The 20,067-nt window shown below is 53.1% G+C and carries 17 protein-coding genes and 1 tRNA gene; 11 read left to right on the forward strand and 7 right to left on the reverse strand.

The window, feature by feature from the left end:
- Window positions 1-125 precede the first annotated feature (125 nt).
- Window positions 126-201: transfer RNA gene (locus OGY71_RS04040), tRNA-Trp, on the forward strand.
- Window positions 202-301: 100 nt separating this feature from the next.
- On the opposite strand, the gene hdfR is transcribed toward OGY71_RS04040, so the two are convergent.
- Window positions 302-1,147, reverse strand: coding sequence for an HTH-type transcriptional regulator HdfR (gene hdfR / locus OGY71_RS04045; RefSeq protein ID WP_008787063.1), 846 nt, complete (start codon window positions 1,145-1,147; stop codon window positions 302-304).
- A gap of 106 nt (window positions 1,148-1,253) precedes the next feature.
- Between hdfR and maoP the strand changes: the two genes are divergently transcribed.
- Window positions 1,254-1,592 (forward strand): macrodomain Ori organization protein MaoP, encoded by a 339-nt coding sequence (maoP, locus tag OGY71_RS04050; protein WP_003018025.1) that lies wholly within the window; start codon window positions 1,254-1,256, stop codon window positions 1,590-1,592.
- Window positions 1,593-1,616: 24 nt separating this feature from the next.
- On the opposite strand, the gene OGY71_RS04055 is transcribed toward maoP, so the two are convergent.
- On the reverse strand, window positions 1,617-3,137 hold the full coding sequence (locus OGY71_RS04055; protein ID WP_048237104.1) for a YifB family Mg chelatase-like AAA ATPase: 1,521 nt from the start codon (window positions 3,135-3,137) through the stop codon (window positions 1,617-1,619).
- A gap of 352 nt (window positions 3,138-3,489) precedes the next feature.
- On the opposite strand from OGY71_RS04055, the gene ilvL reads away from it, so the two are divergent.
- The 6 genes from ilvL (at window position 3,490) to ilvA (ending at window position 10,140) form a co-directional block, all read left to right on the forward strand.
- On the forward strand, window positions 3,490-3,588 hold the full coding sequence (gene ilvL / locus OGY71_RS04060) for an ilv operon leader peptide (protein WP_001311244.1): 99 nt from the start codon (window positions 3,490-3,492) through the stop codon (window positions 3,586-3,588).
- Window positions 3,589-3,727: 139 nt separating this feature from the next.
- On the forward strand, window positions 3,728-5,374 hold the full coding sequence (gene ilvG / locus OGY71_RS04065) for an acetolactate synthase 2 catalytic subunit (protein WP_003829032.1): 1,647 nt from the start codon (window positions 3,728-3,730) through the stop codon (window positions 5,372-5,374).
- Entirely contained in the window at window positions 5,371-5,634 is a 264-nt protein-coding gene (ilvM, locus tag OGY71_RS04070) for an acetolactate synthase 2 small subunit (RefSeq protein ID WP_003018017.1), read from the forward strand. Before ilvG ends, ilvM begins: the two co-directional genes overlap by 4 nt.
- A 17-nt stretch (window positions 5,635-5,651) precedes the next feature.
- Window positions 5,652-6,581: a branched-chain amino acid transaminase gene (locus OGY71_RS04075; protein ID WP_003829030.1), complete on the forward strand. Its 930-nt coding sequence runs from the start codon at window positions 5,652-5,654 to the stop codon at window positions 6,579-6,581.
- Between the two features lie 158 nt (window positions 6,582-6,739).
- A complete protein-coding gene (gene ilvD / locus OGY71_RS04080; RefSeq protein WP_003829028.1) occupies window positions 6,740-8,590 on the forward strand; it encodes a dihydroxy-acid dehydratase in 1,851 nt (616 codons plus the stop codon).
- A gap of 5 nt (window positions 8,591-8,595) precedes the next feature.
- Entirely contained in the window at window positions 8,596-10,140 is a 1,545-nt protein-coding gene (gene ilvA, locus OGY71_RS04085; protein ID WP_003018007.1) for a threonine ammonia-lyase, biosynthetic, read from the forward strand.
- A 63-nt stretch (window positions 10,141-10,203) separates the two neighbouring features.
- On the opposite strand, the gene fabV is transcribed toward ilvA, so the two are convergent.
- Both fabV and ilvY read right to left on the reverse strand, forming a co-directional pair.
- A complete protein-coding gene (gene fabV / locus OGY71_RS04090) occupies window positions 10,204-11,397 on the reverse strand; it encodes an enoyl-ACP reductase FabV (RefSeq protein ID WP_008787067.1) in 1,194 nt (397 codons plus the stop codon).
- Between the two features lie 172 nt (window positions 11,398-11,569).
- On the reverse strand, window positions 11,570-12,472 hold the full coding sequence (ilvY, locus tag OGY71_RS04095; RefSeq protein WP_003829023.1) for an HTH-type transcriptional activator IlvY: 903 nt from the start codon (window positions 12,470-12,472) through the stop codon (window positions 11,570-11,572).
- A gap of 164 nt (window positions 12,473-12,636) precedes the next feature.
- Between ilvY and ilvC the strand changes: the two genes are divergently transcribed.
- Window positions 12,637-14,112, forward strand: a complete 1,476-nt coding sequence (gene ilvC / locus OGY71_RS04100) for a ketol-acid reductoisomerase (protein ID WP_003829020.1) — start codon at window positions 12,637-12,639, stop codon at window positions 14,110-14,112.
- A gap of 87 nt (window positions 14,113-14,199) precedes the next feature.
- Here the strand turns inward: ilvC and ppiC are convergent, their stop codons facing one another.
- Window positions 14,200-14,481: a peptidylprolyl isomerase PpiC gene (gene ppiC, locus OGY71_RS04105; protein ID WP_003017999.1), complete on the reverse strand. Its 282-nt coding sequence runs from the start codon at window positions 14,479-14,481 to the stop codon at window positions 14,200-14,202.
- Window positions 14,482-14,565: 84 nt separating this feature from the next.
- On the opposite strand from ppiC, the gene rep reads away from it, so the two are divergent.
- Complete coding sequence (gene rep, locus OGY71_RS04110) at window positions 14,566-16,587, forward strand: DNA helicase Rep (protein WP_240389538.1); 2,022 nt, start codon at window positions 14,566-14,568, stop codon at window positions 16,585-16,587.
- 51 nt (window positions 16,588-16,638) lie between these two features.
- On the opposite strand, the gene gppA is transcribed toward rep, so the two are convergent.
- Complete coding sequence (gene gppA, locus OGY71_RS04115; protein ID WP_153753938.1) at window positions 16,639-18,120, reverse strand: guanosine-5'-triphosphate,3'-diphosphate diphosphatase; 1,482 nt, start codon at window positions 18,118-18,120, stop codon at window positions 16,639-16,641.
- Window positions 18,121-18,256: 136 nt separating this feature from the next.
- Window positions 18,257-19,525, reverse strand: a complete 1,269-nt coding sequence (gene rhlB / locus OGY71_RS04120; RefSeq protein WP_003829013.1) for an ATP-dependent RNA helicase RhlB — start codon at window positions 19,523-19,525, stop codon at window positions 18,257-18,259.
- Window positions 19,526-19,668: 143 nt separating this feature from the next.
- Here rhlB and trxA point away from each other — a divergent pair, with 143 nt between their 5' ends.
- On the forward strand, window positions 19,669-19,998 hold the full coding sequence (gene trxA, locus OGY71_RS04125; RefSeq protein WP_001280776.1) for a thioredoxin TrxA: 330 nt from the start codon (window positions 19,669-19,671) through the stop codon (window positions 19,996-19,998).
- The last annotated feature ends 69 nt before the right edge of the window (window positions 19,999-20,067 follow it).

Below are 20,067 nucleotides of genomic sequence, written 5' to 3' on the forward strand. Positions count from 1 at the left end.
CGGTAGTTCAGTTGGTTAGAATACCTGCCTGTCACGCAGGGGGTCGCGGGTTCGAGTCCCGTCCGTTCCGCCACTTATTAGAAAATTAAGCCTGCTACTAAGCAGGCTTAATGATAAGAAGATTTAGGGGCGTAGCTCAGTTGGTAGAGCACCGGTCTCCAAAACCGGGTGTCGCGAGTTCGAGTCTCTCCGCCCCTGCCAGAAACAATCCTTAGCATTATTGCTAAGGATTTTTTTTTACCTGTAATTTGAGTTTTTCCTTCTTTCTATTTTACTCCCGGCATCCTTGCCAGCATTTTCCTTAATCTTCCAGAATATTCGTTCTCAGCAGATCGCAAATCAGCGCATGTTTATCGCTATTTTGCAGCCAAACTGCATATAACGGGCGTGAAAGCGTTGTACTGTCGGTAACCGTATGGAGATCGCTTTTACCTTTAGCCCAGCTGACCGGTAGCCAGCTAAAACCTTTGAGGACTGAAAGTTGCTGCCTGGCTAATTCTGCCGAACTGGTGGTAAGTACCGGCACTTCATCTCCCGCAATCAATCCAGCCTCGTGTTGCTGAAAGTCAGGTCCCCACTCCAGACGCAGATAATTCAGTTCATCTTTGGTTTGTGAAGGAGAACTGCAATAGAGCGCCAGCGTGAAATATCCCAACAGTTGGCTGCTAAATTCGTCCATTTTGGGCGTTTCGGTAGTAATCAATAGATCAAGCTGTCGTTCATGAAGCTGTTTTACTAACGACTGTCGCTGTGCGATCCTCGCTTCAAATTGCAGGCTGGATTGTGGCTCCTGGGATTGGTACAAACGCCCCAGCCAGCCATTAAGCATGCATTCCCAGAGGGATGCGCTGGCACCAATAGAAAACTCGTTATGCCGCGAGGTATTCGCAACCTCCTTACGTGCTGCTTGCCACGTATTCATCAGCGTTTCAGCGTAAGGTAATAATTTTTCACCTGCAGCGGTTAAACGGATATTGTTTCTGTGTCGGGTGAACAGGTTTACACCCAATTGATTTTCCAGTTGTCTGATCCGAAAACTAACCGCTGATTGGGTCAGATAGAGCGCTTCAGCAGCCCTGCCAAAGTGGCGTGTCCGGCTAACTTCCAGGAAAGTTTTTAACAATTCCGTATCCACAACTCGCTCCATAAAATTATTTGTCGTTATGATTTAAATCTTTTGTTTGACGCTCTGTCAAGCGTAACTAATACTCCGCGCCATAAATAGCTCGGCCAAAGAATTAGGAGCGTGCAGGATGGCGGAAAGCTTTACGACGACTAATCGATATTTCGATAATAAATATTATCCCCGCGGATTCTCCCGTCATGGTGATTTCACCATTAAAGAAGCACAACTGCTTGAGCGTCACGGTTATGCTTTCAACGAGCTGGATCTGGGCAAGCGTGAGCCGGTAACGGAAGAAGAAAAACTGTTTGTTGCGGTATGCCGTGGTGAGCGCGAACCGGTTACCGAAGCTGAACGTGTGTGGTCCAAATACATGACGCGCATTAAGCGTCCAAAACGCTTCCACACGCTGTCTGGCGGGAAACCTCAGGTGGAAGGTGCGGAAGACTACACCGAATCTGATGATTAATAAAAAAGGGCGAAAGCCCTTTTTTTATGCCAGTAGTTTCTGCAAATGAATGAGTAATCTGTCTATCGCCCGATACCCAACAGCCTCCTGTAAGTGCTGGCGAGATATATGGTCAGATTGTTCTATATCCGCGATCGTTCGAGCGACCTTTATCAGGCGTAACCAGGCGCGGATGGATAATCCGAGATGCGCGAGCGTTTCTTCAAGCCACTGCGCATCGTCGCTACGCAATGGACAGTATTTATGGATATCCTGACTGTCCAGATGCGCATTTAACTTATTCTGCCGCTGATACTGACGCTCTCGTGCTGCCATAACGCGTTGCTTCACTGTTGCGCTATCTTCCCCTTTTACCTGGCTCTGGCTGAGTATGCCGGGCGGCGGTAAGGGGATTTCGAGGGAGAGATCGAAGCGGTCAAGAAATGGACCTGATAATCGATTGAGGTAGCGTAGTGTCTGCTCTGGGGTACAGCGGTTATGGTTCCCCTGATAATGTCCTGTTGGGCTGGGATTCATGGCAGCAATAAGCTGAAAACGCGCGGGGTAAGTTATTTTTGCCCGAGTGCGGGATAAATGAATCTGCCCGGACTCAATGGGCTCTCGCAGTGCATCCAGCGTGCGCCGCTCAAACTCGGGAAGTTCATCCAGAAACAGTATGCCGTTATGCGCCAGAGATATCTCGCCTGGCGCAGGAATAGAGCCTCCACCGACCATGGCGGTTAATGAAGCACTGTGATGCGGCGAACGAAAAGGGCGTTGTTTCCACTGTTTTTGTAGCGTGTCGGAATTGACCAGACTTAGAATCGCGGCGCTTTCCAGTGCCTCATCATTGCTCAGTGGCGGAAGCAATCCTCTCAGGCGACTGGCCAGCATGGTCTTACCCGTTCCCGGCGGCCCGATGAGTAAGAGGTTATGACCGCCAGCTGCGGTAAGTTCCAGTCCGCGTTTACCTTGTTCCTGGCCGATAACATCGCTCAGATCATCTGCTAATGCGCAGGGGGTAAAATCTGCCGATGATGGTCTGTCTAAATCATGCTTACCTTCGAGAAATGCGCATACAGCCTGTAGATGATCGGCAATAAGGCACCCTTCACCGTGTATCAGTCCCACTTCAGCTGCATTCTCTTTTGCGACAATAATTCTCCTGCCTGCGCGAATAGCTTCAGTTGCACTTGATATCGCACCGGGAACGCCGCGTAACGCGCCTGTAAGCGCTAATTCGCCTACCAGCTCATATGTATCGAGGTTATGGGTTGTAAGCTGCTCAGACGCTGCCAGAAGCGCAACTGCGATAGGTAAATCATATCGTCCCCCTTCTTTCGGGAGATCGGCCGGAGCGAGGTTTATGGTTATCTTCTTCGCCGGGAATTCATAACCGCTATTAATAATCGCACTGCGAACCCGATCGCGGGCTTCTTTTACCGTTGTTTCGGGTAATCCCACCATGGTTAAACCAGGCAAACCATTACTGATATGTACCTCGATGGTAATGGCTGGCGCATTCACGCCCAGCGCAGCGCGTGTGTGAACAATCGATAGTGACATAAGCCCTCCTGATGAAAGCATTATGTCGCAATACATCGCGGCAAGATTTCACATAATTACGGTTTTTAGAGGCTTATTCCCGTGTTTTTATGTAGCTCAATACTGCTTGCATAAAGCCTGGAATAGCGCCCGCAAACGCTTTTGAATAACGTTTTTAGTAGGGAACGGGTTGCCGAGAATCACCTGAAACGTGAAATATTTTCACTTTTGATTTTTTGTATAAAAAACAATGATATTTATCTAAACCGTTAACGGCGTCAGAAAAACGAATAAAAAAATATCTTGTGTCATTTGCAAATTCTATGGTAACTCTTTAGGTATTCCTTCGAACAAGATGCAAGAAAATACAAAAATGACAGCCCTTCTACGAGTGATTAGCCTGGTCGTGATTAGCGTGGTGGTGATTATTATCCCACCGTGCGGGGCTGCACTTGGACGAGGAAAGGCTTAGAAAACAAGCCTTAACGAACTAAGACCCCCGCACCGAAAGGTCCGGGGGTTTTTTTTGACCTTAAAAACATACATGAGGAGCAGAAAGTGAGCGGTAGCATAAAATTCTGTTTCTCAAGATTTACGGCGGGGATGTAACTATGAATGGGGCACAGTGGGTGGTACATGCGTTGCGTGCACAAGGGGTTCAAACCGTCTTTGGTTATCCTGGTGGCGCAATTATGCCGGTTTACGATGCGTTGTATGACGGCGGCGTAGAACACCTGTTGTGCCGACACGAGCAGGGCGCGGCAATGGCGGCAATTGGCTATGCCCGTGCGACCGGTAAAACCGGCGTGTGTATCGCCACTTCGGGTCCTGGCGCTACCAACCTGATCACCGGCCTTGCCGATGCGCTGTTAGATTCTGTTCCTGTGGTCGCGATCACCGGTCAGGTGGCCTCACCTTTCATCGGAACGGATGCGTTCCAGGAAGTGGACGTTCTGGGTATGTCTTTGTCCTGCACCAAACACAGTTTCCTGGTGCAGTCACTGGAAGAACTGCCGCGCATCATGGCAGAGGCTTTCGCTGTGGCGAACTCCGGTCGTCCGGGTCCGGTTCTGGTTGATATCCCGAAAGACATCCAGCTGGCCAGCGGTACGCTGGAGCCGTATTTTACGACCGTCGAAAATGTAGAGGTTTTCCCGCACGCTGATGTTGAGCAGGCGCGTAAAATGCTGGCGCAGGCGCAAAAACCGATCCTGTACGTCGGTGGCGGTGTTGGTATGGCGCAGGCGGTCCCGGCCCTGCGTGAATTTATCGCGGTAACCCAAATGCCGGTCGCCTGCACGTTGAAGGGGCTGGGCGCAGTAGAAGCTGACTACCCATACTATTTGGGTATGTTGGGAATGCATGGCACTAAAGCGGCAAATTTTGCGGTGCAAGAATGTGATTTACTGATTGCAGTGGGCGCGCGTTTTGATGACCGGGTGACCGGCAAGCTGAATACCTTCGCACCGAATGCCAGCGTGATCCACATGGATATCGACCCGGCGGAAATGAACAAGCTGCGCCAGGCGCACGTCGCCCTGCAAGGTGATTTAAATTCTCTGCTGCCGGCATTGCAGCAATCTCTGAAGATTGACGCATGGCGTCAACATAGCGCTGAACTGCGCACAGAGCATACCTGGCGCTATGATCATCCCGGTGAGGCTATCTACGCGCCACTGTTGTTGAAGCAGTTGTCCGATCGCAAACCCGCGGACAGCGTAGTGACAACGGATGTTGGTCAGCATCAGATGTGGTCGGCGCAGCATATGACCTACACCCGCCCGGAAAATTTCATCACCTCGAGCGGCCTGGGTACGATGGGCTTTGGCCTGCCAGCAGCGGTTGGCGCGCAGGTTGCTCGCCCGAACGATACGGTAATCTGTATCTCCGGTGACGGTTCCTTCATGATGAATGTACAGGAACTGGGCACCGTAAAACGCAAGCAGTTGCCGCTGAAAATAGTCTTACTCGACAACCAGCGGTTAGGCATGGTGCGACAATGGCAGCAGCTGTTTTTCCAGGAACGTTATAGCGAAACCACCCTTACCGATAACCCCGATTTCCTCATGTTGGCCAGCGCCTTCGGCATACCAGGTCAACACATCACCCGTAAAGACCAGGTTGAAGCGGCACTCGACACCATGCTGAACAGCGAGGGGCCATACCTGCTTCATGTCTCAATCGACGAACTTGAGAATGTCTGGCCTCTGGTACCGCCAGGTGCCAGTAACTCAGAAATGCTGGAGAAATTATCATGATGCAACATCAGGTCGCCGTTGAGGCTCGTTTCAATCCGGAAACGTTAGAACGTGTTTTACGCGTGGTACGCCATCGTGGTTTTCAGGTGTGCTCCATGAATATGGAAGCCGCCAGCGATGCGCAAAATATAAATATCGAATTGACCGTTGCCAGCCCCCGGTCGGTCGACTTACTGTTTAGTCAGTTAAGTAAACTGGTAGACGTTGCACATGTTGCTATCTGCCAGAGCACAACCACATCACAACAAATCCGCGCCTGAGCGCAAAAGGAAGAAAAATGACGACGAAAAAAGCTGATTACATTTGGTCTAATGGCGAGATGATTCGTTGGGAAGACGCGAAGGTTCACGTGATGTCCCACGCGCTGCACTACGGTACTTCAGTATTCGAAGGCATCCGTTGCTACGATTCTCACAAAGGGCCGGTGGTGTTCCGTCATCGCGAACATATGCAGCGTCTGCGTGATTCAGCCAAGATCTATCGTTTTCCGGTTTCTCAGAGCGTTGATGAGCTGATGGAAGCTTGCCGCGAGGTGATTCGTAAAAACAATCTGACCAGCGCCTATATTCGTCCGCTGGTGTTTGTTGGCGACGTGGGGATGGGCGTTAACCCGCCAGCGGGATACACCACTGACGTGATCATCGCCGCGTTCCCGTGGGGTGCTTACCTTGGTGCAGAAGCGCTGGAGCAGGGGATCGACGCGATGGTTTCTTCCTGGAACCGCGTTGCGCCGAACACCATCCCTACTGCTGCTAAAGCGGGCGGTAACTATCTGTCTTCGCTGCTGGTAGGTAGCGAAGCGCGTCGTCATGGCTATCAGGAAGGCATTGCGCTGGATGTGAATGGTTACATCTCCGAAGGTGCGGGCGAAAACCTGTTTGAAGTAAAAGACGGCATTCTGTTTACCCCGCCGTTTACCTCTTCTGCACTGCCGGGTATTACCCGTGACGCGATCATTAAGCTGGCGAAAGATCTCGATATCGAAGTGCGTGAGCAGGTGTTGTCCCGTGAATCACTGTACCTGGCCGACGAAGTGTTCATGTCCGGTACCGCGGCCGAAATCACCCCAGTACGCAGTGTCGATGGTATCCAGGTGGGCGAAGGCCGCTGCGGTCCGGTCACCAAACGCATCCAGCAGGCCTTCTTTGGCCTCTTCACCGGTGAAACGGAAGATAAATACGGCTGGTTGGATTCAGTAAACCAATAACAAAATTAATATTTCCCCAAAATAATTCACGTTGCAGGAAGACGGCAACGCAGCAAGTCCCAGGAGCTTACTGTAGTAAGTGACTGGGGTGAGCGAGGCGGTCAACGCACCTGCGGCGTGAAGTATGAAGGGGAAAGACAGACGGGAGTTAATCAAGCATGCCTAAGTATCGTTCTGCTACCACCACCCACGGCCGCAATATGGCGGGTGCCCGCGCATTGTGGCGCGCTACCGGGATGACCGATGATGACTTCGGCAAACCGATTATCGCTGTGGTGAACTCCTTTACCCAGTTTGTGCCGGGTCACGTCCACCTGCGCGATCTCGGTAAGCTGGTTGCCGAACAAATCGAAGCCTCAGGCGGCGTGGCGAAAGAGTTCAACACCATTGCTGTGGATGATGGTATCGCCATGGGCCATGGCGGCATGTTGTATTCACTGCCGTCGCGTGAGCTGATCGCTGACTCCGTTGAGTACATGGTTAACGCCCACTGCGCTGATGCGATGGTCTGCATCTCCAACTGCGACAAAATCACCCCCGGGATGTTAATGGCCTCTTTGCGCCTGAATATTCCGGTGATCTTTGTTTCCGGCGGTCCGATGGAAGCCGGGAAAACCAAGCTCTCTGACCAAATCATCAAGCTTGACCTGGTTGATGCGATGATTCAGGGCGCTGACCCGAAAGTTTCCGACTCACAAAGCGAGCAGGTTGAGCGTTCCGCTTGCCCAACCTGCGGCTCCTGTTCCGGTATGTTCACCGCTAACTCGATGAACTGCCTGACCGAAGCGCTGGGCTTGTCGCAGCCGGGTAACGGTTCGCTGTTGGCGACTCACGCCGACCGTAAAGAACTGTTCCTCAACGCAGGTAAGCGCATCGTCGAGCTGACCAAACGCTATTACGAGCAGGATGATGCCTCCGCCCTGCCGCGCAACATTGCCAGCAAAGCGGCGTTTGAGAACGCCATGACGCTGGATATCGCCATGGGCGGTTCCACCAATACCGTTCTGCACCTGCTGGCGGCCGCGCAGGAAGCGGAAATCGACTTCACCATGAGTGATATCGACAAGCTGTCCCGCAAAGTCCCGCAGCTGTGTAAGGTGGCGCCGAGCACGCAGAAATACCATATGGAAGACGTACACCGCGCAGGCGGCGTTCTGGGTATTTTAGGCGAACTGGATCGTGCCGGACTGCTGAACCGCGACGTGAAAAACGTGCTGGGTCTGACTCTGCCGCAAACGCTTGATCGGTATGACGTGATGTTGACCAAAGACGACGCGGTGAAAAAAATGTTCCGTGCCGGCCCGGCCGGCATTCGTACTACCCAGGCATTCTCACAGGATTGCCGTTGGGATACGCTGGATGACGACCGTGCTGAAGGCTGCATTCGCTCGCTGGAGCACGCTTATAGCAAAGACGGCGGTCTGGCAGTTCTGTACGGTAACTTCGCGGAAAACGGCTGTATTGTAAAAACCGCAGGCGTGGATGACAGCATCCTCAAATTCACCGGCCCGGCAAAAGTGTACGAAAGCCAGGATGATGCGGTAGAAGCGATTCTCGGCGGTAAAGTGGTGGCTGGCGACGTGGTTGTCATTCGCTACGAAGGGCCGAAAGGCGGACCAGGCATGCAGGAAATGCTCTACCCAACCACCTTCCTGAAATCGATGGGCCTCGGTAAGGCTTGCGCGCTGATTACCGACGGTCGTTTCTCCGGCGGTACTTCGGGGCTTTCCATTGGTCACGTTTCTCCGGAAGCGGCCAGCGGCGGTAATATCGCGATTATCGAAGATGGTGACATGATTGCCATCGATATCCCGAATCGTGGCATTCAATTGCAACTGAGTGATGCGGAAATCGCTGCGCGCCGTGAAGCGCAGGAAGCTCGCGGTGACAAAGCCTGGACGCCAAAAGATCGTCAGCGTCAGGTCTCCTTTGCACTGCGCGCCTACGCCAGCCTGGCAACCAGTGCCGACAAAGGTGCGGTGCGCGATAAGTCGAAGCTCGGGGGATAATGATCATGGCGGATTCACAACCTCTATCCGGCGCTCCTGAGGGCGCCGAGTATCTCAGAGCGGTACTGCGTGCGCCGGTATACGAAGCGGCACAGGTAACGCCGCTACAGAAAATGGAAAAACTCTCTTCGCGCCTCGACAACGTCATTCTGGTGAAGCGCGAAGACCGTCAACCCGTTCACAGCTTCAAGCTACGCGGTGCCTATGCCATGATGGCGGGCTTGACCGAAGAACAAAAAGCGCATGGCGTCATTACCGCATCGGCTGGTAATCATGCTCAGGGCGTCGCTTTCTCTTCTGCGCGATTAGGCGTGAAGGCGCTGATTGTCATGCCAACGGCTACCGCCGATATCAAAGTCGATGCCGTTCGCGGCTTCGGCGGGGAAGTGCTGCTGCACGGCGCGAACTTTGATGAAGCCAAAGCTAAAGCGATTGAATTGTCGCAGCAGCAGGGTTTTACCTGGGTGCCGCCGTTCGATCATCCGATGGTGATTGCCGGGCAGGGCACGCTGGCGCTGGAGCTGCTCCAGCAGGACGCGCATCTCGATCGCGTTTTTGTGCCAGTTGGCGGCGGTGGTCTGGCGGCGGGCGTGGCGGTGCTGATAAAACAGCTGATGCCGCAAATCAAAGTGATTGCCGTGGAAGCGGAAGATTCGGCCTGTCTGAAAGCGGCGCTGGATGCCGGTCATCCGGTGGATCTGCCGCGTGTGGGTCTCTTTGCCGAAGGCGTGGCGGTGAAACGTATTGGCGATGAAACCTTCCGTCTGTGCCAGGAATACCTCGACGATATTATTACCGTGGATAGCGATGCTATTTGCGCGGCAATGAAAGACCTGTTCGAAGATGTACGCGCGGTGGCGGAGCCTTCCGGGGCGCTGGCGCTGGCGGGGATGAAAAAATACATCGCCCAGCATAATATTCGCGGCGAGCGTCTGGCGCATGTTCTTTCCGGCGCTAACGTTAACTTCCACGGCCTGCGCTACGTTTCCGAACGCTGCGAGCTGGGGGAACAGCGCGAAGCCTTGCTGGCCGTGACCATCCCGGAAGAAAAGGGCAGCTTCCTTAAGTTTTGCCAACTGCTGGGCGGGCGCTCGGTGACCGAGTTTAACTACCGCTTTGCGGATGCGAAAGACGCCTGCATTTTTGTCGGTGTACGTCTGAGCCGCGGGCTGGAAGAGCGTAAGGAAATCCTGCAACTGCTCAATGAGGGCGGCTATAGCGTGGTGGATCTGTCTGATGACGAGATGGCGAAGCTACACGTGCGCTATATGGTCGGTGGACGTCCGTCGAAACCCTTACAGGAACGTCTTTATAGCTTCGAATTTCCGGAGTCGCCGGGGGCGTTGCTCAAATTCCTGCATACCCTGGGGACGCACTGGAATATTTCATTGTTCCACTATCGCAGTCACGGCACTGACTATGGTCGTGTACTGGCGGCGTTTGAGTTGGGTGAACACGAGCCTGATTTCGAAACGCGGCTGAATGAACTGGGTTATGACTGCCATGATGAAACACATAACCCGGCGTTCAGGTTCTTCCTGGCGGGTTAACGACAGCCATTAAAAAAGGGTTCATGTAAAAACATGAACCCTTTTTGCTACTGTATCAGCAGATTACAGCGTGATAACGTCGAATTCGACTTCGGTATTCACGTCAGCATCGTAATCCACACCGTCGAGGGCAAAACCGAACAGGTTCAGGAATTCTTGCTTGTATCCTGCATAGTCAGTTTCTTGCGCCAGGTTTTCGGTAGTGATCAGCGGCCACAGATCGCGACATGCCTGCTGAATGTCGTCACGCAGTTCCCAGTCATCCATACGGATACGCTGGTTGTCATCAAGCGCCACTTTATCGCCGTACAGGCTGGTGGTCATCAGACGGTTGATCTGCTCAATACAACCTTCGTGAATGCCCTGCGCTTTCATCAGCTTGAAGACCATGGAGATGTACAGCGGCATTACCGGAATCGCAGAAGATGCCTGGGTGATGACGGACTTCAGTACCGCAACGTTAGCGGAACCGTTCAGCGGTGCCAGCTGGTTACGCAGCTCACCCGCCGCGCGATCGAGGTCTTCTTTCGCTTTGCCCAGTGCGCCGTGCCAGTAGATTGGCCAGGTCAGGTCGGTACCGATGTAGGAGTAGGCTACGGTTTTCACGCCATCAGCCAGCACGCCCGCTTCGCTCAGCGCACCCATCCACAGTTCCCAGTCTTCGCCGCCCATGACGGTGACGGTGTTCTGTACTTCTTCTTCGGTAGCCGGCTCAATGCTGGCGGTGATGATCTGATCTTTATTGGTATCGATCGCTTTAGAGGTGTAAACCTCACCGATTGGCTTCAGCGCTGAACGGACGATTTCACCGGTTTTCGGCATTTTACGCACTGGGGAAGCCAGTGAGTAAACCACCAGGTCAATCTGACCCAGGTCTTCTTTGATAAGTTTGATCACTTCATCACGGCATTCGTCAGAGAACGCATCGCCGTTGATGCTTTTGGAGTACAGACCTTCACGCTTGGCCGCTTCGTCGAAAGCTGCAGAGTTATACCAGCCTGCGGAACCTGGTTTGGTATCCGTGCCCGGTTTTTCGAAAAATACGCCGATAGTGGCGGCACCGCTGCCAAAGGCGGCGGAAATTCTGGAAGCCAGACCGTAACCGGTGGAAGCACCGATCACCAGCACGCGAGACGGGCCGTTCTCGATTTTCCCGTTCTGCTTAACATACTCGATCTGCTTTTCCACGTTGACTTTGCAGCCAGTCGGATGGGTCGTTGTACAGATGAATCCACGAATTTTTGGTTTGATTATCATAATGATGGCTAATTAAGTTTGTATTTTCGCTGTCAAGTGCGCAATGACACCGTCTGTTCTGGCCTGCTTAACGCGATGGTTAACAAGCCCCCCACTACAATGGATCACGACATTATACAGAAAAGGAGCGCCAATACTGAATCTACCACTGATTTTAGACCTGACGCTGGCGCTACTCTGCGGATTTACGTTCCAGAACAATCTTCCAAAACGCGTCGATCAGCGGTTCATGCAGCCGCTTTTTCGGCGCGCAGACGCCAAGCTCGAACGGTGTTTTTTCGTCACTGCGCTCTAAAATCATCACGCGATTACGCACCGGCTCCGGGCTGTTTTCTAGCACCACTTCCGGCAGCAGCGCCACGCCGCAGCCCAGCGCCACCATTGAGACCATCGCTTCGTGGCCACCTACCGTGGCGTAAATCGATGGGTTGCTGATTTTGTGACGGCGGAACCACAGCTCGATGCGGCGGCGTACTGGACCTTGATCGGCCATGATAAACGGCACCGTCGACCAGTCTGGCTTATCGACCGATACCTGATTACGCACCGGGCAGGGCAGCGCCGGAGCGATCAACACAACCGTCAGATTCTCCAGCATCGAGAACGCCACCGCGCCAGGCAGTGTTTCGGGCTTACCGGCAATCGCCAGATCGGCTTCACCAGTGACCACTTTGTCCATCGCATCGGCAGCGTCGCCGGTGGTGAGCTTAATTTCCACTGACGGATGCTCGGCGCGGAAACGGTCAAGGATTGGCGGCAGATGGCTGTAGGCGGCAGTTACCGAACAGAAGATATGCAGTTCGCCTGACAGCGACGGCCCTTGTTGATCGAGGGTGTGACGTAACTGCTGGTACTGCAACAGCGTCTGTTGGGCAAACACGCGCAGCTCTTCACCTGCTTCGGTCAGCGTAACCGTGCGGTTATCGCGCACAAACAGCGGCTGGCCGAGGTCTTCTTCGAGGCGCTGAATCTGCCGGGAAAGCGTGGATGGGCTGACGTGCATTGCCCGCGCGCTGCGGCCAAAGTGACGACTTTCAGCCAAATGCAGGAACATTTTCAGATCGCGTAAATCCACAGACGAGCCTCCGATTTTCTACGTTGCATAAATTGCAATGTGACGTTGTGAATATATCAATTTCCGCAATAAATTTCCTGTTGTAATGTGGATTCAATCTCGCAAATACAAATCTGCGAACCGAATAATAAGCACCACAACACAACATCACGGAGTACACCATCATGGCTAACTACTTTAATACACTGAACCTGCGCCAGCAGCTGGCACAGCTGGGTAAATGTCGCTTTATGGGCCGCGACGAATTCGCCGATGGTGCGAGCTACCTTCAGGGTAAAAAAGTGGTCATCGTCGGCTGTGGCGCTCAGGGTCTGAACCAGGGCCTGAACATGCGTGACTCCGGTCTGGATATCTCCTACGCACTGCGTAAAGAAGCCATTGCTGAGAAGCGTGCTTCCTGGCGTAAAGCGACCGAAAACGGCTTCAAAGTGGGTACCTACGAAGAGCTGATCCCGCAGGCTGATCTGGTGGTTAACCTGACGCCGGACAAGCAGCACTCCGACGTTGTGCGTTCTGTACAGCCGCTGATGAAAGACGGCGCAGCGCTGGGTTACTCCCACGGCTTCAACATCGTGGAAGTGGGCGAGCAGATCCGTAAAGACATCACCGTCGTGATGGTGGCACCGAAATGTCCGGGTACAGAAGTGCGTGAAGAGTACAAACGTGGTTTCGGCGTACCTACGCTGATCGCCGTTCACCCGGAAAACGATCCGAAAGGCGAAGGCATGGCGATTGCTAAAGCCTGGGCTGCGGCTACTGGCGGTCACCGTGCGGGTGTGCTGGAGTCCTCCTTCGTTGCGGAAGTGAAATCTGATCTGATGGGTGAGCAGACTATCCTGTGCGGTATGCTGCAGGCCGGTTCTCTGCTGTGCTTCGATAAGCTGGTGGAAGAGGGTACTGACCCGGCATATGCTGAAAAACTGATTCAGTTCGGCTGGGAAACCATCACCGAAGCGCTGAAGCAGGGCGGCATCACCCTGATGATGGACCGTCTGTCTAACCCGGCGAAACTGCGTGCTTACGCGCTGTCCGAACAGCTGAAAGAGATCATGGCACCGCTGTTCCAGAAACACATGGATGACATCATCTCCGGTGAATTCTCTTCCGGTATGATGGCTGACTGGGCTAACGACGATAAGAAACTGCTGACCTGGCGTGAAGAGACCGGCAAAACCGCGTTCGAAACCGCTGCCCAGTTCGACGGTAAAATCGGCGAGCAGGAATACTTTGATAAAGGCGTTCTGATGATTGCGATGGTGAAAGCGGGCGTTGAGCTGGCGTTCGAAACTATGGTGGATTCCGGCATCATCGAAGAATCTGCTTACTACGAATCACTGCACGAACTGCCGTTGATCGCCAACACCATTGCCCGTAAGCGTCTGTACGAAATGAACGTGGTTATCTCTGATACCGCAGAATACGGCAACTACCTGTTCTCTTACGCTTGCGTACCGCTGCTGAAAGAGTTCATGACCACCCTGCAGACCGGCGACCTGGGCAAAGCGATTGCTGAAGGCGCGGTAGACAACGCGCAGCTGCGTGACGTGAACGATGCGATTCGCGGCCATGCTATCGAGAAAGTGGGCCAGAAACTGCGTGGCTACATGACCGATATGAAGCGCATTGCGGTCGCAGGCTAATAAATCTTGTCGGGTGGCGCTTCGCTTACCCGACCTACAAAATCGTAAAATGTAGGCCGGGTAAGGCGTAGCCGCCACCCGGCTTTTTTAGTTACGGTACAGCACTTTAATGATGTGGTAGCCGAACTGAGTGTGCAGCGGGCCGGTTGGCTCCAGCACAGGGCAGGAAAAGACCACTTTGTCGAATGCCGGAACCATCTGGCCCTGACGGAATTCGCCCAAATCACCGCCGCGTTTGCCTGATGGGCAGATGGAGTGTTTTTTCGCCAGTTTGCCGAAGTCGGCGCCGTTTTTAATCTGCTCCAGAAGATCCAGTGCCAGTTTCTCTTCTTTAACAAGGATATGCACTGCTGCTGCTGTTTTTGCCATGATCGTGCCTTGAGTGGGGTGGTTAAGGCTGGCTATACTACCACGCTGTTATTCTCCCCTCCCGACTTTCATGAGTGACCCTTTATGCGTTTGAACCCCGGACAACAACAAGCCGTCGAATTCGTCACCGGACCTTGCCTGGTGCTGGCGGGAGCGGGTTCCGGCAAGACGCGTGTTATCACCAACAAAATTGCCCATCTGATCCGTGAATGTGGCTATCAGGCACGACATATTGCGGCAGTGACCTTTACCAATAAGGCTGCGCGCGAGATGAAAGAGCGCGTGGCACAAACGCTGGGTCGTAAAGAGGCGCGTGGGTTGATGATCTCCACCTTCCACACCCTGGGACTGGATATCATTAAGCGTGAATATGCGGCGTTGGGGATGAAGTCTAACTTCTCGTTGTTTGACGATACTGACCAGGTGGCCTTGCTTAAGGAACTGACCGAAGGGCTAATCGAAAACGATAAGCTTATTCTCCAGCAGCTGATCTCGACGATCTCCAACTGGAAAAACGATCTGATGACGCCAGCGCAGGCGGCAGCCAGCGCAAAGGGCGAGCGCGATCGTATTTTTGCCCACTGCTATGGTCTGTATGACGCGCATATGAAGGCGTGCAACGTCCTCGATTTTGACGATCTGATCCTGCTTCCCACGCTGCTGCTACAGCGCAATGAAGAAGTACGTGAGCGCTGGCAAAACAGAATCCGCTACCTGCTGGTGGATGAATATCAGGATACTAACACCAGCCAGTACGAGCTGGTGAAGTTGCTGGTAGGGAAACGTGCGCGCTTTACCGTCGTGGGCGATGACGATCAGTCGATCTACTCCTGGCGCGGCGCCCGTCCGCAGAACCTGGTACTGTTGAGCAAAGATTTTCCGGCTTTGCAGGTGGTGAAGCTGGAGCAAAACTACCGTTCATCAGGTCGCATCCTTAAGGCGGCGAACATCCTCATTGCGAACAATCCACACGTCTTTGAAAAGCGGCTCTTTTCCGAGCTGGGTTACGGTGCTGAGCTGAAGGTACTAAGTGCCAATAATGAAGAGCACGAAGCGGAACGCGTGACCGGGGAATTAATTGCCCATCACTTTGTGAACAAGACTCAATATAAAGACTACGCCATCCTGTATCGCGGCAACCATCAGTCACGCGTGTTCGAAAAGTTTCTAATGCAGAACCGTATCCCGTACAAAATTTCCGGCGGAACATCGTTCTTCTCGCGTCCGGAAATTAAAGATCTGCTGGCCTACCTGCGTGTGCTGAGCAACCCGGATGACGACAGCGCATTTTTGCGCATCGTAAACACGCCAAAGCGTGAAATCGGTCCGGCTACGCTGCAAAAGTTGGGTGAATGGGCGATGACGCGTAATAAAAGCCTGTTTACCGCCAGCTTTGATATGGGGCTTAGCCAGACACTGACCGGGCGCGGGTATGACTCTCTGACCCGCTTTACGCACTGGCTGGGTGAAATTCAGCGCCTGGCGGAGCGCGAACCGGTTGCCGCTGTGCGCGATCTTATTCATGGTATTGATTACGAATCCTGGCTGTATGAAACCTCGCCGAGCCCGAAAGCGGCTGAAATGCGTATGAAAAACGTCAATACGCTGTTCAGCTGGATGACGGAGATGCTGGAAGGCAGTGAGCTGGAAGAGCCAATGACCCTGACCCAGGTCGTTACCCGCTTTACTCTGCGCGACATGATGGAACGTGGAGAGAGTGAAGAAGAGCTGGATCAGGTGCAATTGATGACGCTGCATGCCTCCAAAGGGCTGGAGTTCCCGTACGTGTTTATGGTGGGAATGGAAGAAGGATTTTTGCCGCACCAGAGCAGTATCGATGAAGACAATATCGACGAAGAACGTCGTCTGGCTTACGTAGGGATTACGCGTGCACAGAAAGAACTCATCTTCACGCTGTGTAAAGAGCGTCGTCAGTACGGTGAGCTGGTGCGTCCGGAACCGAGTCGTTTCCTGCTGGAGCTGCCACAGGATGACGTTATCTGGGAGCAAGAGCGTAAAGTGGTGAGCGCTGAGGAGCGGATGCAAAAAGGGCAGGCCAGCATCGCTAATATTCGGGCAATGATGGCGAAAGCCAAAGCGAAGTAGGTATTTTGTAGGCCGGATACGTGTAAACGCGCGCTATCCGGCAACCAACATCTAATGAACGTCCAGTGGCCAGTGGACATAGCTTTGCCACTGACTTTCCTGATCGATTAACTCTTTACCCAGCGGATGATGTTCCAGCCAGCCTTCTGGTAGCGTGACCGTCAGGTGCTCGTTTCTTGCATCCATTTGAATTTCCGGCACAAGATCGTCACGGCGACGGCTGGCGAAGATGATCGCCAAACGTAGCAAACGGCAAAGATGCTCTGCGATGCGCGGTGGCACTGCGTTTTGCTGGTGGAGCGAAGAGAGATCGACGGGATTGGTCTGGTTGAGTAACAGCGTTGCTAGCAGTTTCTTTTGCGCAGGGGTAAAACCCGGGAGATCGAGATTGCGCACCAGATAAGCGGCATGCTGTGGTGCCTGTTTAAAATCAACGCTTAGGCCAATTTCATGCAGCTGACAGGCACTAATCAGTAGTTCGCGGCTAATCGGTTCAAGATGCCACTTTTTTTCTACCTGATCGAGAAATTTAGTCGCTAAATTAGCAACGCGATGTGCTTGCTCTGTATCGACCATAAAGCGACGCTGGATATTGCGTAATGTGCGGCTACGAATATCCTGATCCACCGCCAGGTGCAGCATACCGTAGACCAGACCTTCACGTAATGCGCCGCCGGCCAGGGTCATGCATTGAATGTTCAGTTCGGTGAAAATAGCAATCAGAATGGCCAGCCCGCTGGGGAAAACCAGCGCACGTTCCAGCGTTAACCCTTCGATTTCCAGCTCTTCCAGACGACCGCAGTGAATGGCGCGCTGCTTGAGCTGCTGAAGTTTGGCCAGCGTAATGCGCTCATCCATGCCCTGCGCCATCATGATTTCCTGCAACGCCTGGACGGTACCAGAGGCACCAACGCAAACTTTCCAGCCATGAAAACGCAGTTTGTCGGCGACCGGGCGCAGAACTTCACATGCGGCCTTCTCTGCCTCGTCAAAGTTTTCCTGTGCCAGATTACGATCGGTAAAATAGCGTTCGAGCCAGGTGACGCAGCCCATCGACAGGCTGAACAGAGAGGTGGTTTGTGCGCCGGAACCGGTGACTAATTCAGTGCTGGCGCCACCAATATCCACAACCAGACGCTGATCGGCACCGCCGGTTGTGTGGGCTACACCTTGATAAATCAGTCGCGCTTCTTCTTCACCGCTAATTACCTGGACAGGGCAGCCAAGGATCTCTTGCGCTTTGGCAATAAACACATCGGCATTTACGGCGATGCGTAATGTTGCCGTGGCGACCACGCGGATTTGTGGATGCGGAATATCCTGCAGACGTTCTGCAAACAAGCGCAAGCATTGCCAGCCGCGCTCCATCGCTTCAACAGAGAGCTCGTTGTCACCGTTGAGTCCAGCGGCCAGACGCACTTTGCGTTTGATACGCGTGAGCGTCTGGATGCTTCCTGCCACCTCGCGTACAACCAGCATATGAAAACTATTCGAGCCGAGATCGATTGCCGCATACAGCGAAGTAGAATTCATACACTTCATCCTTCAACCTGTATCTGTGTTGGCTGCGTTCTCTCACCCGAATAACTTACTAAAGTAAGCTCATCGGGATTCGTTTTCTTGCCGCCTTGATACAGGCTGAATGATTTTGTGTATGGCATAACTTTTCTTAACCTGAACGACGACGATTACGCGGAGCACCACCGGTACGGCGTGGGCCATTGCCTGTACGCGGGCGCGTTAAGCGCAACGGCTTCGGCAGATCGGTCATCAGCGCATCCGGGTTATATTTGCTTACCGGAATCGAGTGGCCGATATAGGTCTCGATTGCGGGTAAATTCAGCGCGTACTCTTCACAGGCCAGGCTGATAGAGTGACCGCTTGCGCCAGCACGTCCGGTACGACCGATTCGGTGAACGTAATCTTCACAGTCATCCGGCAGGTCATAGTTAAATACGTGCGTTACAGCTGGAATATGCAGGCCACGCGCAGCGACATCCGTCGCAACGAGAATGTCGAGATCGCCACGGGTGAACTCATCAAGAATACGCAGACGTTTTTTCTGTGCTACGTCACCGGTCAGCAGACCGACGCGATGACCGTCCGCAGCAAGGCTGCCCCAGATATCTTCACAACGATGCTTGGTGTTAGCAAAAACAATGGCGCGATCTGGCCACTCTTCTTCAATCAGCGTTTGCAGCAAACGCATTTTCTCTTCGTTGGAAGGGTAGAAGAGCTCTTCTTTAATGCGGTGGCCTGTTTTCTGTTCCGGTTCGACTTCAACGTACTCAGCGTTATTCATCTGTTCGAACGCCAGTTCGCGAACGCGGTATGAGAGGGTTGCAGAAAACAGCATGTTCAGACGTTGGGTGGTTGGCGGCATACGACGGAACAGCCAACGGATATCTTTAATAAAGCCCAGATCGTACATACGATCGGCTTCATCCAGCACCACGACCTGAATCGCGCCCAGATTAATGTGGTTCTGTTTTGCATAGTCGATGAGACGACCGGTCGTGCCGATAAGAATATCGACGCCGCTTTCCAGCACTTTCAGTTGTTTATCATAACCGTCGCCGCCATACGCCAGGCCTAATTTCAGACCCGTGGTCTGTGCCAGCGGCTCGGCATCGGCGTGGATCTGCACGGCTAACTCACGCGTTGGCGCCATAATTAACGCACGCGGTTGGTTCACCTTGCGATCGGCAATCGCGGGATGAGAGAGAAGATAATGAAACGTTGACGTCAGGAACGCCATCGTTTTTCCGGTACCGGTTTGCGCCTGCCCGGCAACATCACGACCAGCCAGCGTTAGCGGCAGCGCGAGGGCCTGAATGGGCGTGCAGTTATGAAAGCCTTTGTTTTCAAGGGCTTCTATCACCTTTGGGTGCAGGGCGAAGTCGGAAAACTTCTGTTCTGTTAAATGTGTTTTGCTCATAGTGTGGTAGAATATCAGCTTACTATTGCTTTACGAAAGCGTATCCGGTGAAATAAAGTCAACCTTTAGTTGGTTAATGCTACATCAACACGTCGTTGATTAATGCTACACCAATGCACCAGGCTTATTCCTGTGGAGTTATTATGAGCGATAAAATTATTCACCTGACTGACGACAGTTTTGACACGGATGTACTCAAAGCGGACGGAGCAATCCTCGTTGATTTCTGGGCAGAGTGGTGCGGTCCGTGCAAAATGATCGCTCCGATTCTGGATGAAATCGCTGACGAATATCAGGGCAAACTGACGGTTGCTAAACTGAACATTGACCAAAACCCAGGCACCGCGCCGAAGTATGGTATCCGTGGCATCCCGACCCTGCTGCTGTTTAAAAACGGTGAAGTTGCGGCGACAAAAGTCGGCGCGCTGTCCAAAGGTCAGTTGAAAGAATTCCTCGACGCTAATTTAGCGTAAGGAAGTCTCATGATCGGGCGACCCTACTTCGAAATGATTCGGATGACTGGACGCCCGACTTGAGTCGTG

It is taken from the genome of Citrobacter sp. Cpo109 (genome assembly GCF_030332565.1).
Classification (GTDB): domain Bacteria; phylum Pseudomonadota; class Gammaproteobacteria; order Enterobacterales; family Enterobacteriaceae; genus Citrobacter; species Citrobacter portucalensis.